Consider the following 14,305-nt stretch of genomic DNA (forward strand, 5'->3'; position numbering starts at 1 on the left):
GAAACCGTTTCGGCATCTATTCATAAGAGAGACTGTTTATGAAACTCTCCCGCCTTGAAATCTATGGGTTCAAGTCGTTCGCCAAGAAGCTCGATCTCAGCCTCACCGGGGGCACGACCGCGGTGGTGGGGCCGAACGGCTGCGGCAAAACCAACGTGGTGGATGCCATACGGTGGGTTTTGGGCGAACAGCGGCCCACCCTGATACGGCTCGAGCGGATGGAGGATGTGATCTTCAAAGGCTCGACCAACCGTAAGCCGCTCGGCATGGCGGAGGTCTCGCTCACCATTGAAAACGAATCGGGCCGTCTCCCCCTTGCCATGCCGGAAGTGACCGTTACCCGTCGGCTCTTCCGCTCCGGCGAATCGGAATACCTCATCAACAAAAAGATCTGCCGCCTGGCCGATATCAGCGATATGTTCATGGATACCGGCATGGGCACCGACTCATACAGCCTGTTCGAGCTCGGCATGATCAATTCCATCCTCTCGGACAAGACAGAGGACCGCCGCCACATCTTCGAGGAGGCCGCCGGGGTCACCAAGTACAAGGCGCGGCGGAGAACCGCGCTGAACCGTATGGCGAGCATCGAGGATGATCTCAACCGTGTGGGCGACATCATCGCCGAGCTTGAGCGTCGTGTGGAATCGCTCAAACGTCAGGCCCAGAAAGCGGCGCGCTACCGAAGCCTGAAGAGCGAGATCAAGGCCCGGATGATTTCAGGAGCTTCCCGTGAGATCGGCAGATTGAAGAAAAAGAGCGAGTCGGCTGAACAGGGACTCACCGCTGTGCTTTCCGCCGCGGAAGAGTTGAGGGGAAAAATTTCCGCCCTGACAGACTCAAGCGATATGCTCTCTTTAGACATTCTTGGAGCGGAAAAGGAACTTGCCGAAATAAACGTGCGCTATGATTCGTTCCGCAATACCATCGCTGAAAAGGAAAAAGAACTGGCCCGTCTGGATTCACGGCTGGAATATCTTGAAGAAGCCATTTCAAAAGCACGGGAAACGGCGGGAAACAATACCTCCGCCCTGGCCGGACTCGCAGAGAGCCACGGCCGATGCGCGGAAGAGCTGCATACGGTTGAAGAACGTTTGGTGGAAGTGGAGATTCAGTCAGGGACGCTGAGGGAGAAATTCCGGGAGTTTGAGCGGAAGGTTGCCGAAAGGACTGTCGCTCACCAGAACAGTGAAAGCGAATATCGCCGAATCGAGCGCGAGCTTTCCGCCTGCGGCTCCGCTGCTGATACGGTGCGGGTGAAGCGAGAGAGCGGGGAGGCTCGCCTCACGGAGATATCCCGGCGGAGCAGCGAGCTGGAAAAAGCTAGAGCGGAGGCGGCAGAGGAATGCGCCAGACTCGCTGAAGAACGTTGTTGTTATGCTTCACGGGAAAGGGAATTCACCGGTGTAATTTCTGAACTCAACTGTGCTCTCACTGATAAAAACCGTGCGATGGAAGCCCTGGACAAGCAGGCGCGTCAGGCTCGGGATATCCAGTCTTCCCTCCGGGCCGAACGGGATTTCCTTGCCGAGGTGATACGTACCGGCGAAGGATATTCCGGCGGAGTGAAAAGCGCCATGAATGCCGAAAACCTGAAAGGAAGGATCAGCGGTGTGCTGGCCGACCTGGTCTCAGCCGACGAGCGGTATGAGCGCGCCGTTGAATCCGCTCTTTTGGACCGCCTTCAGAGTATTGTAGTGGACAATCCTGATACCGCCCTGGAAGGCATCGGTTATCTCTCGACCAATCTCTGCGGAAGAGCTGCATTTCTGGCTATTGACGATGCCGAGCCGGAGCAGGAGATTCCGCTTCCCCACGACAGCGGATTACTCGGACCCGCAGCGCAGTTTGTCCGGGTGGATGAACGGTACCGGCCGGTCATACGGCGCCTGCTGCGGGGGGTGTACATTGTGGATTCGCTTGAAACAGCGTACTGGATGCATACCTGGAGCCGCGAGGGGAGATTTGTCACCCTGGACGGCGACATGGTCGGCTCGCAGGGGGATTATCACTGCGGCGGCATCAGCAAAGACGGACAAAGCGCCGCCATCGGACGGCGAGAGAAGCTGGAAAAGCTCACCGCCGCGCTGGAACAGGCTTCCGGCGATGCAAGCGATCTTGAGAAAAAGCGCGCCGCACTGACGGAGGATTACGAGTTCCTCCACACTTCTCTGAGAGACAAGGAGAGGGACCTGAATGAAGTGCGCAGGGAACTGGCCGGGATAACCGCACATGAATCGCGGGCCGCAGCAAAAAAAGAAGCTTCATCCGAAACGCTAGCCGCGCTGGGCAAAGAGGCTGCCGGCATTGAAGATACGTTTGAAAATTATGATGCTGAACTCGTCTCGCTCGAACAGAAAGCCGAACGTTTACAGGAGCAGTTCCGGGAGGCTGGCGACCGAGTTGGGAGCTCATCCGCCGATATCTCCGCTCTCCGTGAGGAACTGGAACATCACCGCGCCGGGGTCAATGAATGCGATGTCGAGCGGGCCGCTCTCACCGAAAAAAAGGCTGCGCTTTCCCGTGAGATACATACCATCGTTGAACGCCGGGAAACTCTTGCCCAGGCCGGATGCCGTATCCTGCATGAGATCGAAGACGCCGAAAACGAATCCCTCCAGGCCGGTATGAAAAAAAGTGAACTCTTTGCCGGACTCGAATCTCTCGATACAGGGTATACCAGCCTGCGCAGCCTTAAAGAGGAGAAGGAACGGGATTATAATGAGTTTCGCGCACGGAGAAGCGAATCGGAGCGGCAGCTTCAGAATCTTCGCCGCGACCAGGCGGATCTAGGGAAAGGAGAATCTTCACTTACCCTCGAGCGCGAAGAGGCCGCTTTGCAAATCAAATCCATTATCGAGCGGCTCTCCGATGAATATTTCATCACTGCCCGGGATATTCCGGAGCCTGTGCATGATCCGGATTACGACCCGGAACAGGAAAGATTCCTCCTTGAAGACCTGAAACGAAAAATCCAGGCGCTCGGCGATGTCAACATGGCCGCCGAAGCGGATTATCAGGAGGAAAAAAGTCGATTGGATTTCCTCACCCGCGAGCGGGATGACCTTGTGGAAGCCCGCCGCGCCCTGCATGAAACCATCCAGAAAATCAACAATATCGCCCGTGAGCGATTCAAAGAAACCTTTGAGCGCATCCGCATGAATTTCGGAAAAACCTTCGCCGATTTCTTCGAGGGCGGGGTCTGCGACCTGGCTCTCGATGAGAACGCGGACCCGCTCGAAGCCGATATCCTCATCACCGCCCGTCCCCCCGGCAAGAACGTCCGCTCCATCAGCCTGCTTTCGAGCGGGGAGCGCGCCCTTACCGCCATCAGCCTCCTCTTTGCCATCTACCTGGTCAAACCCAGCCCGTTCTGCATTCTCGACGAGGTTGACGCCCCGCTCGACGACGCCAACATCGACCGGTTCCTGCGTGTCATCCGCGAGTTCTCCCGCGAGACCCAGTTCATCATGGTAACCCACAACAAGAAGACCATGGCCGCCGCCGACAACCTCTACGGCATCACCATGGCGGAGCCGGGACTCTCAACTCTGGTCAGCGTCCGGCTGTCGCAGATTGACGGGGAAGAGAAGGAGCAGCGGGGGGAAAGAGAATTTCTGGAAGAGATGCAAAACCCTCTGTAAGGTTCAAGAAGAATTACTTGACAATTGTTCCACTTTTTCCTTATATATAGTAATAATAGGAATGGGCAAATCTTTTTCGGAATGATAATGTTACCATCCGATGTCGTTGGTTTCCATTATCATATGCAATAATTCAAACCATGAATGTATCAAATCCGGGAAGGAAAATGGCGCGAACCTGCTCGCTCGCTCGACACCCATTGCGTTTTCAGTTTCGGGAAAATACTGGGTCAACAACCACGCTCACGTTTTTAAGTTCGAGAATCCGGCCACACAGAAGTTCGTGGAGGTTTATCTCAACTCCATTTCCATCGAGGAGTTTGTCACGGGTGCGGCACAACCGAAGCTCAACCAACAAGCGTTGAACAGCATTCCAATTCCAATCCCTGACGATGTCGCCAAGCAATGGGCCATTGTCGCCGAGATCGAAGTCGAGCAGGCGCTGGTCGCCTCCAACCGCGAACTGATCGCGCGCTTCGAGAAGAAGATCCATGCCACCCTAGCCTGCGTCTGGGGTGAGGAGAAGCAAGTAGCGACGGAGAACTGAATGATGAATCTGCAACAAGCCTATTACGAACTCCGCTTCGTCGACGCTTTCCGAAGCGCCAAAGGCGATGCATTTCAAACCTTCTTCGAGAAGCTGATGGGCTTGGCATACAAAGCCGACTTCATGCCATGCCGACCGTGGGGCAACCAAGGCGACCGAAAAAACGACGGCTTCCTCAAATCGGAGCGGCGTTTGTTCCAAGTTTACGCCCCCAACGAAATGGAGGCGGCCAAGGCCATCGCGAAAATCAACGAGGACTTCGATGGTGCAAAGGCCTACTGGGGTCAGTATTTCGACAAATGGGTCTTCGCCCACAACGCCGTAGACGGTCTGCCACCGCATGTGCAAAAACTGTTGCTGGACTTCGAGCAGGCCAATCCCGGCATCAAGCTGGAGCCTTGGGGCTTGGAGGAGCTTCGTCAAATTTTCCGAAAACTCACGTTAGACGACCTCCAGTCATGGTTCGGCTTCGTTCCGTCCGACGAAACTAAGTCCGAACTTGGCTTCAGTGATCTGCAAGTTGTGCTCGAGACCATCGCCGACCGTCCAGCACCGCCGTTACGGGAGGTGAGAGACGTGCCCATGGGGAAGATCGAGGCCAATGCCTTGTCCGAAAGCGTCGCCACCCTGTTGAAAGCAGGCATGGCGAAGGCACCGCTGGTCGCGGCGTTTTTCGAGAAATGGCACAACGAGACGCTTGGCGAACGGGTAGCCGAGTCGTTCCGCGCCAAGTATCAAGCTCTGCGCGGGCTATATCGCCCGGATGATATTTTTACCGAAATGGAATCATGGGCTGGCGGCGCGGACCGAGGCTCACCGAAGCACCAATTGGCCGTCCTAGCCGTCCTAGCCTACTACTTTGACAGTTGCGACATTTTCGAAGAACCGAGAGGGCCGGTGTCATGATCCTTCCCTCCAAACATCTTTCCCAGGACCGCGCCCTCCTCACGGTAGGAGCGAGGATTTTGCAGGATTTGGCCCAACCGAAGACGATTTCCGCGCTTTGGGAGGAACTGCCGCTCCAAAATGACGCCGGGCGGAATGATGCGCCACCTTTGCACTACGATGGATTCGTGCTCGCCCTCGACCTTCTGTTTCTAATCGGAGCGATTGAACTTCAAGATGGGCTCTTAACTCGGAAAACGCTATGATTCACCGCATTTTCAGCAGTCTTTCCTCCTTCAAGGTGCTCGAATTCAAGCCGGGGCTCAACGTCCTGATCGCGCAGAAAGAGTTGGGTGCGAGTGATAAACAAACCCGAAACCGGGCAGGCAAAACCAGCTTGATTGAGATCATTCACTTTCTCACCGGATCGGATGCCGAGAAGGAGTCGGATTTTCGCAAGAATGTGCTGGCCAATGAGACATTCGGCATGGAGTTCGATCTCGGTGGGGAGAGAACCGTCGCCGAGCGTTCAGGCAAGGATAAGTCCAAGATTCATGTCGGGGGCGGCAGTTTTCTGAAAGGGAAGACCCTCCTTACCAACTCCGAGTGGGTGGAGGTACTGGGCGAGAAGGTATTCGGATTGAATACATCCCCCGAAAGGGAAGGACGTGTCCCAACGTTTCGCTCGCTTTTTGCCTATTTTGTCCGTCGTCAACTCAGTGGAGCATTCACAACACCTGAGAAGCAGGCGACCATGCAGCAGACAGGGGATTATCAGGTGGCTCTATTGTTTGTGCTTGGGCTGGATTGGAAGATCGCGAGCGACTGGCAGAAAGTCCGCGATCGGGAGAAGACGCTTAAAGAACTCAAGAAGGCTGTTGGGGCTGGTGCTTTTGGTAGCATCATCGGCAAGGCCGCCGATCTCCGAACCCAATTGATGGTAGCCGAAGCCCGACTAAGCGTTCTGAAGTCCCAGATCACCTCCTTCCGTGTGTTGCCCCAATACGAGGAACTTGAGGCGGAGGCGGATAAGATCACGCAACAACTCAACGATATCTCCAACGCCAACACCATCGACGCGGCGGCAATCCGTGACCTTGAGAGCGCTATGCAAGGTGAGGCACCTCCATCACTCACTGAATTGGAAAGCATCTATGCCGAGGCGGGTGTTGCCCTGCCCGGGCTGGCTGTCAAACGCTACGACGAAGTGAGGAGCTTTCATGAGTCGGTAATCCGAAACCGGCGCGATTATCTATCTGATGAACTGGCCGCCGCCAAACAACGGATAGCCTCCCGCGAGCAGGAGAAGCGGCGCCTCGATCAGCGACGCGCCGAGGTCATGGGCGTGTTGCAAAGCCATGGGGCGCTGGAGCAGTTTGCCAAGTTGCAGGGTGAAGCTGGACGTATGGAGGCGGAGGTAGAGTCGCTACGCCAGCGATTCGAGTCTGCCGAGCAGTTGGAAGGCACCAAGAACGAGTTAGAAATCGAGCGAAACCACCTAACCTTGCGCCTGCGTCGGGATTTCGCCGAACAAAAGGGACGTTTGGCCGAGGCAATCCTCGCTTTCGAGGAGACATCAAAACGACTTTACGAGTCGGCCGGCAGTATGACGGTAGAGGAAACTTCCAACGGTCCCGTCTTCCAGTTTCCCATGCAGGGGTCACGCAGCAAGGGCATCAAGAACATGCAGATTTTTTGTTTTGATATGATGCTCATGCGCCTCTGCGCCAAGCGTAGCATTGGGCCTGGTTTTTTGGTTCACGACAGCCACCTTTTCGATGGAGTGGATGGCCGCCAAGTCATAAGTGCGTTGGAGGTTGGGGCAGAAACGGCCCGTGAGCTTGGGTTTCAATATATCGTGACCATGAACCAAGACGACGCCTTCAAGGAGAAGATAGAGGGGTTTGATCTGCGGGAATACGTCTTGCCTGTCGTTTTGACCGACGCTACAGAAGATGGTGGACTCTTCGGATTCCGCTTCTAAAGGACTGCCATGGAAGAAGCCGTCGAACTGGACAAGTACCTGCCGCTCTCCTTCAAGACCCGCAGCGAGCAGGACTACATCGCCTTTCTGTGGGACGCCTTTTTTCCCGTTTATCCGTTCATCCTGACCATCCGCGGTTCAGACATATCATATATTCCGCAATTGAACTCTCCCCCCCGTTTTATTATTATACCATATCATCGGTAATTGGTTTATCGTTTGTCATCCCCTGGATTGTTTGATGAGCCCCAGAACCTCCACATTTTCCCGCACCGATATCAACACCGGCCTTTTGGGTTTCTTTCACTGGGTCGTGTTCATGGGCGGATACTGGCAGACCGCGCTGGCCAGTTCGCCCATTTTCGTGGGATATGTGCTGGCCCTCGGGGCTTCCGAATCGGCGCCCTCGGATTTTATCAGCCTCCTCTACCTCATGGGATTGTTCCAACTGGTGAGTCATCTCATCACCAACCGGATTCGCAACAAGAAATTCCTGGTCATAGCTTCTGGAGTGATGGAGCCGGGCACCCTCATATTCCTGATAGTATTACCGTTCTTTATTTCAAAAGGGGCCATGATCGGTATCATCCCGTTTATTATCATGCTCTCGGCGGGATTTGCCCATCTGGCCAATCCGCTCCTCAATGCATGGTACGGTTCGCTCATTCCGGACAGCATACGGGCTTCCTATATCGGCAGGCGGATCATGATCTCCCAGCTTGCCGCCATTATCGCCATGTTCGCCGCAGGGCAGATTGTGGACCTGTTCAGCGGCCTCACCGGATTTTACATAACTTTCGCCATGGGAATCGCCCTTGCGATCGCCGCCTACCTGAGCCTCATCCCGGTACGGTATACCCCCCATATCTCCAACCGTCAAATCCGGTTTGGCGACATCTTCCGTATCCCGAAAGAAAACAGCCAGTTCACCATCTTCTGCCTGTTCTACGGGGTCTGGAGCATCGGATTTTACATCGCGCTCCCCAACCTGAATGTGCTCATGATCCGCCATCTCCATCTTTCCTATTCCACCGTCGCCCTCTACACCAACTGCCAGCTTATCATGATGCTGGTGGGATATTTCTTCTGGCCGAAGTATATTCAGAAGTTTGGGCCGAAGCCGGTACTGAAGCTCATCCTCATCCCTCTGGCGCTCGTTCCGCTGGTCTGGTTTCTTGCCGAACCCTCCAACCATTACATCCTGGCGCCGGCCATGATGCTTTACGGACTCACTGCATCGGGAAGCATAGTCAGCTCGAACACCCATCTTTTCACCATTCTCCCAAAGGACGAGCGCGCTCCGGCCTACATGGTTTTCTGGTCGGTCACCGTGTTCCTCTCCATGGCGCTCGGGCCGAAGCTCGGCTCCATCATCATCAATCTCTTCCATGAGATGCATCTGAATGTGGGTTTCTTTACCATCATGAATGTAAAACTGACTCTCCTTGTGGTAAGCCTCGCTTACCTGGTCTCATTCTTTATCCTCCTGCGGGTCAGGGAGAAGGAGCATGTCTCCTCACGGGTGCTGGTGGATGAGATATTCCGCCGCAACCCGGTGTCGCTGGCCTATAATATGTTCGTCCTCGAACGCTCCGGCAGTGAAAATATCCGCGCTGACGCCCTGGAAAAACTGGGGAGAACCCGTGGGGCGGTCGCGTTCGATACGATCGCCGGGGCGCTGGAGGACATCAGCCCCTTAGTGCGCCGTCAGGCGGCAGCCAGCATCGGAGAGACACGGCTCCCCGAGGCTGTGGCCCCTCTCGCCGATATTATCCGCAATCCCGAATCCGACATAAAGAGCGAGGCGGTTTCCGCCCTAGGCATGATCGATACTCCCGAATCCCGTCAGACCATTTTCGTTGCGCTTTCCGACTCGGATCCCGCGGTACGGGCTGCCGCAGTACGGGCGCTGGGAAAGTTTACAGGGCAGGATGTGGAGGAGAAACTTCTCGAACTGGTCGGCGCCGAACGCGATCCGGCAGTTTTTACCGCCCTGGCGGATACCATTGCCGACCGCAGGGATTTGCGGGCTGTCGAGCCTCTCCTCCGGGGCAGGGAGGTTTTCCAGACACCGAACATCCGCAAGCAGATTCTCCACTCTCTCGCCTGCATGTTCGGCGCAGGGGATGAATACTATGCAATAATTTCTTCCAGCCATGGAAAAGCTGCGGTGAAAACCATCGAATACCTGGATCGGATGCTTGTTCTGGTGGTAAAGAAGAGCGGGCATATTCCCCAGGACATGGCCAACTGCATCGGCAGCCTGGCGGAGGCTTTCAGCGGGAGCGACACCGCCTCGTTTCTGGAATGCGCCGACCGCCTGGCATTCCTGGCCGAATCCTGGGATGACGCCGGGGAAAATCTGAAAGCGGTGGCCTATACCATGCACTCTCTGGTGAATATCAAACGTGAGGGGAGAATTCCCAATCTGCCCGGGAAGGCTTTCCTTGCGGTCTGTGCGGGAGTGATTGTGAGGGACAGGATAGGGAAAAGGAACATTCATTCCCTGAAACCTTATACGGAAATTTGAGGACTTCCGGCTCCAAGTGATCGTTACAAACCATATGTTACCAAATGGCACGTCCGCCCCGCGCGCCTTGTCGGACGCACCTATCAAAAAAGAGGCGGAATATTCTTCCGCCTCTTAGCATAAAACAACCTGTTTTTCTACCGCAGGAAGAGCATCTTCCGGGTCTGGGTGAAGCTGCCAGCGTCCAACCGGTAAATATAGATTCCGCTGGATATTCTATGACCCGAATCATCGGTCGCGTTCCAGGTCGCTGTATGTATGCCGGGATTTTGCACGCCATCCACCAGCGTCCGCACCAGGCTGCCCCGTGAATCGTAAATCGTCAGTCGCACCATTCCACTCTTTCCGGCGGGAATAGCGTATTGGATGGCGGTTATGGGATTAAAGGGATTGGGTGAGTTCTGAGAAAGAGCATATTCATTAGGCAACACCTCTTTTTTCAGCTTGGACGCTATGTTCACCGTGTCTTTTCCCTCAAAATCAACTAAACCAACTTTTCCAGTCACTGTTAGAGTAACCGCCCCCCCAATAGGCACGTCTACTACATCTTGCCTGTTGAATTTTACTATATAAGTGCCTTTGTCTTCTTCAGAAACTATTCCCTTCACAGCCGGCGCTCCTTCACATACAACTGTGCTAAGATTAATATTTGCAACATTATAGCCTTCTGAAAAGGTAATAAATGCTGTAAATACACCTTTGCTGGAAAGATTCAGGGATTCCGGCTCAATTCTAATAGTAGCCGAAATGGGCATGACTGTAACTTTAAGAATATCATTCCCTATTCCTCCATTATCGTCAGTGACAGTTAGGGTAACGGTATAAGTGCCTTTGTTGGAGTAGACATGGGTTGGAGTCAATGTTCCGGAAGTTGTAGCACCATCTCCAAAATCCCATTCAATTGCATGGGTATCTGAACCAGGATCAGTGAAGCTTCCATTAAATTGTACCGTATCTCCAACAAAAACTTCTTGATTTGTGCCGGCTTCAACTATTGGCGGAACATTCAAAACATTGACAGTAGTTGTAGCAGTAGCAGTTAATCCATCGTCATCTGTGACTTTCAAACCAATACTTCCAGAATGATCATCTCCCCAAGTATAACTGGGATTAACTCCGGTGGCATCGTAGTATAAACCATCGCCATCTAAATCCCATTCATACATAAATATTGTTCCATCTGGATCAGAAGAACCTGAGCCATAAAAAGTTATTGGAGAACCTTCGTTACCAATATAAGGGCCATTGGCATTGGCTACTGGTGGTTGATTTAGCGCTATTGGCTCGACGTGAATATAATCCCAGTCCACATAAGAGCCGACGCCATTCCAAAGGCCCATGTCTATAATTGCCCTTTGTGTTGTCGTTACTGGCCCAGTAAGTGAAGCTGAAAAAGCAGTAGTAGCAGTAGCGAAGTTGTCCTTACTGAAACGCACAGTAATTTCCTGACCAATCCTGGTAATTTCATACCAGTAAGTTTCCCTACCCCAGCCATCATTTCCGATTGGGGAAGGCGTGCCGTCGAAATGTGCTACCTCCACACCATTACTAGCAAGTCCCATGGAAAGGACGTTAGCGCTATACCACCAATCCACACAACGATAGATCTGAAGGTAATTATTTGTACCTTCACCGAAAGCAATAAAGAGATCATTCCCTTGGACACCAGTAGAATTATATTGAGAAGTGCCTCCAATATGAGCAAGGAGGTTATAATTTACCTTTGTTCTTAATATCCAATTTTCTCCACCGAAAGAACGAATCAGGGTTAGGCTCGGTCTCCAGCCACCAGATGATTGATAGTTCTGTGTCCAGCCACCACTAGATCCCAACCAACCTGTAAGGCTATACCTTAAATAACCTGAGTTGTCGGTTAAGGAATATCCTCCAAGCCCAGGAACAGTCTGGACCACCTGCCATGCTGGATCTAATGGAGGCGTTGAGAAATCTTCCGTAAAAGTTTGGGCATAAACTGATCCGGACGACATTAATAAAATAACCACAATTAACATCGCTCCTGACATTACACCCAACAGTATGCTCTTCAATTTCTTTGTCATTTTATTTTCCTTCTTTCTGAACCTTGATCGGGAAACTCGAATTACTTCATCAGGATCATCTTGTTCGTTTTGCTGAACTGGCCGGCTTGCATGCGGCAGAAGTAGATTCCTGCGGAAACTTTGCCGCCTGAACCGTCTTTTCCGTCCCAGACAACACTATATACACCAGGGGCTTTCGATTCATAGATAAGATTGCGAATGAGAGAGCCCCGGATATCATAGATATTCAACAGGACTGTTTCGTTATTGACGGAGGAAACGGTGAAAGAAATGGTAGTGGAAGGATTGAAGGGATTGGGAGAATTTTGCTTCAGAGAATAAGGATCTGCAATTACAATCTCCTTTTTGGCGCTTTTGTTTGCAGGAACATTTATTTTTGCCAACTCTGCTTGTTTCGATAATACATTAATAACTTTCCTAATTGTTCCAATATATTCATTTGCCTGGTCGGTACTCAGTTTCTTTCCTCGCAATGCTTCAACCTGATTTATAAATGCTTCAAGTTGATTAATAGCTGAATTAGAATTCCCTTTATTGATTGCTTTTACAGATTCGTTTAATTTGCTAATTAAAGCGTTTCCTATTCCCTTATCTAAATCCCAACTAGCAACCAATTCATTGACTTCTTCAATTAATTTATTTATTGCAGGAACAACTTGGGATTGGAATGGGAAATTAGCAACAAAAACTTCTAATGAGTTGCTATTAATTCCAAACTTCAAATAGCAAAATTTTGTTCCATCAGGAGAAAAACTAGCACACCAATGCTGAGAAGTCAATTCCGGGAAAACAGGCATAGATACTTCTGATAATGTATTATAAGTATATATTTCCCTTTGCCCGTAATCAGATTTTAAAAAATTTGTATAAAGTATCCATTCTCCATCTGGAGAGCAGTCAGGGTACCACTGATGATATACTTCATGGGAAGTAAGCTGTTCGCGTTCCCCACCCATAACAGGGATTTTAAAAAGACCCAATGAATGACCACCATTATCAGTAAAATAATTCATCGTTGTAATAATATATTTATCGTCAGGGGTGAAACAAGAAAGAGTGTATCTATTGGGACCATAGAGAACTACTTCAGTAGCTCCATCCGCTAAAAACCGGGTTTTGTTATTTACAGTATCTAACACATACCAATCAGCAGTCCCCAATTCTTGATAAGCAAGATATCGGCCGTTATGACTCCATGCTGTGTGAACTGCGTTATCAAGAATCAGAGAATATTCTCCAGTATATATATTTATTTTTGCCAATATATTTGTCAACAAATTCCAGCTATTATCATATATGGAATGATGGTCGAAACATATTTCTTTTGAATCAGCAGTAAAACTAGGAAAACCGCATGATTCATTAATATTTGCAGTAATGTTTATGGGTGCACCACCCGTGGAGGGAACATACCAAATATCACCCGAACGGCCATAAGCAATCCATTTTCCATCGGGCGACCAGTCAGTAAAAAATTTAGAACCCCTGTCATAGGTAAGCTGAGTTCCAAAATCCGAGGCGCTTGACAAATTACCGAAAAAACAGAGTGATCCAATTAATAAAATGCCCGCAAAATACTTTGATCTAAACATTTGACTCCTCCTTTTAAAATGGAACTGATTTGATAAAAAAGTACCGAGTAAATGAAAATTCTGGGTATGAGGCTTTTTATTTCTGCAGGAAATTCTCCAGCACCCACAGCTCGCTCTTGGACCCCTCATTGACGCTGAACGCAAAGCGGCGGTTGTCCGGGTGAAGCGCGAAGAAGGCCAGCTTTGGAACGGAGAGGTCCAGCTTCAGCGGCGTCCCGCCCTGCGCCGGAATCCGCCAGATTTCACTGCTCGCGGCATTGCGTGCCTGGGCGATGATGTAACGGCCGTCCCTCGTCCACTTCAGGTTGTAATACTTCGCCGAACCGCGAAATAGCTCCCGCGGCTCCCCTCCGTTGAGGGACACGGTCTTTACAGCGCCGTCCACCTGGAACACCACTTCCCGGCCGTCCGGCGAGAGGTCGTAGAACATTCCTGCTTTGACAACTTCCGACTCCTCACCGGTGTCGAGGTTGCGTTTCGTGATGATTGGCCCCTCCTTCACGAACACCAGTGTCTTCCCATCCGGGCAGAGATGGGGCGCATACCCTTCATCTGCCAACTTAGTGATCCCGCTTGTTTCAGTTTCAATTCGGAAGATTCCACTTTCCGTCTCCGTAATCCCGAGCGCGAGGACGGAACGGCCGTCCGGCGCCCAGGAGATCTGGTTAACGAAACGAAGACGCGGCGACAGAAAGCGCTCTTCCCCGGTTGCGGCGGACCGGATCGTGAGGATGTTGTTTCCGGGACCTATGACATCCCGACGTGAAAGGTAGAGCAAGTTCCTGCCGTCGGGTGACCATCTTGGCATCGACGGTGGGCCGGTATACCGCGTCGCGACCGGCGCGGGCGGCGCGAGTACCTTACCGGTTTCAAGGTCGACCGCACCGTTGTAGAGGCCACCTGAAGAGGTGTCAGACTCGTAATAAAGGGAGCCGTCGGGCGCAAAGCCAAAAATATCCCACACATGATAGCCGAAGTCCTTTTTCAGAAGTTCCGGTTCTCCTTGCTGCTTCCCCCCGGTGATGTGGACGGTCCAGATGTCCCACGTCCCCGAGCGGTCGCT

General features: G+C 52.0%; 9 protein-coding genes. 6 read left to right on the plus strand and 3 right to left on the minus strand.

Annotation, left to right across the window (positions count from 1 at the left end; translation table 11 throughout):
- Window positions 1–38: 38 nt before the first annotated feature.
- The 6 genes from smc to Q8O92_11230 all read left to right on the plus strand — a co-directional run bounded on the left by smc (window position 39) and on the right by Q8O92_11230 (window position 9,590).
- On the plus strand, window positions 39–3,644 hold the full coding sequence (smc, locus tag Q8O92_11205; protein ID MDP2983884.1) for a chromosome segregation protein SMC: 3,606 nt from the start codon (window positions 39–41) through the stop codon (window positions 3,642–3,644).
- A gap of 100 nt (window positions 3,645–3,744) precedes the next feature.
- Window positions 3,745–4,191 (plus strand): restriction endonuclease subunit S, encoded by a 447-nt coding sequence (locus Q8O92_11210; protein MDP2983885.1) that lies wholly within the window; start codon window positions 3,745–3,747, stop codon window positions 4,189–4,191.
- Window positions 4,192–5,097, plus strand: a complete 906-nt coding sequence (locus tag Q8O92_11215) for a hypothetical protein (GenBank protein ID MDP2983886.1) — start codon at window positions 4,192–4,194, stop codon at window positions 5,095–5,097. It begins immediately after the preceding gene.
- A gap of 241 nt (window positions 5,098–5,338) precedes the next feature.
- The gene (locus tag Q8O92_11220) at window positions 5,339–7,060 is read left to right on the plus strand and encodes a DUF2326 domain-containing protein (protein ID MDP2983887.1); all 1,722 of its coding nucleotides are present in this window, start codon (window positions 5,339–5,341) and stop codon (window positions 7,058–7,060) included.
- Between the two features lie 9 nt (window positions 7,061–7,069).
- Complete coding sequence (locus tag Q8O92_11225) at window positions 7,070–7,267, plus strand: hypothetical protein (protein MDP2983888.1); 198 nt, start codon at window positions 7,070–7,072, stop codon at window positions 7,265–7,267.
- A gap of 34 nt (window positions 7,268–7,301) precedes the next feature.
- Complete coding sequence (locus Q8O92_11230) at window positions 7,302–9,590, plus strand: MFS transporter (GenBank protein MDP2983889.1); 2,289 nt, start codon at window positions 7,302–7,304, stop codon at window positions 9,588–9,590.
- Between the two features lie 137 nt (window positions 9,591–9,727).
- Here Q8O92_11230 and Q8O92_11235 read toward each other — a convergent pair whose 3' ends face one another.
- The 3 genes from Q8O92_11235 to Q8O92_11245 all read right to left on the minus strand — a co-directional run bounded on the left by Q8O92_11235 (window position 9,728) and on the right by Q8O92_11245 (window position 14,050).
- Window positions 9,728–11,650, minus strand: a complete 1,923-nt coding sequence (locus tag Q8O92_11235) for a PKD domain-containing protein (protein ID MDP2983890.1) — start codon at window positions 11,648–11,650, stop codon at window positions 9,728–9,730.
- A gap of 41 nt (window positions 11,651–11,691) precedes the next feature.
- Window positions 11,692–13,242 (minus strand): FlgD immunoglobulin-like domain containing protein, encoded by a 1,551-nt coding sequence (locus Q8O92_11240; protein ID MDP2983891.1) that lies wholly within the window; start codon window positions 13,240–13,242, stop codon window positions 11,692–11,694.
- Between the two features lie 76 nt (window positions 13,243–13,318).
- Window positions 13,319–14,050, minus strand: coding sequence for a hypothetical protein (locus Q8O92_11245; GenBank protein MDP2983892.1), 732 nt, complete (start codon window positions 14,048–14,050; stop codon window positions 13,319–13,321).
- Window positions 14,051–14,305: the final 255 nt, after the last annotated feature.

Origin of the sequence: Candidatus Latescibacter sp. (genome assembly GCA_030692375.1) — a bacterium.
Taxonomy (GTDB): Bacteria; Latescibacterota; Latescibacteria; order Latescibacterales; family Latescibacteraceae; genus JAUYCD01.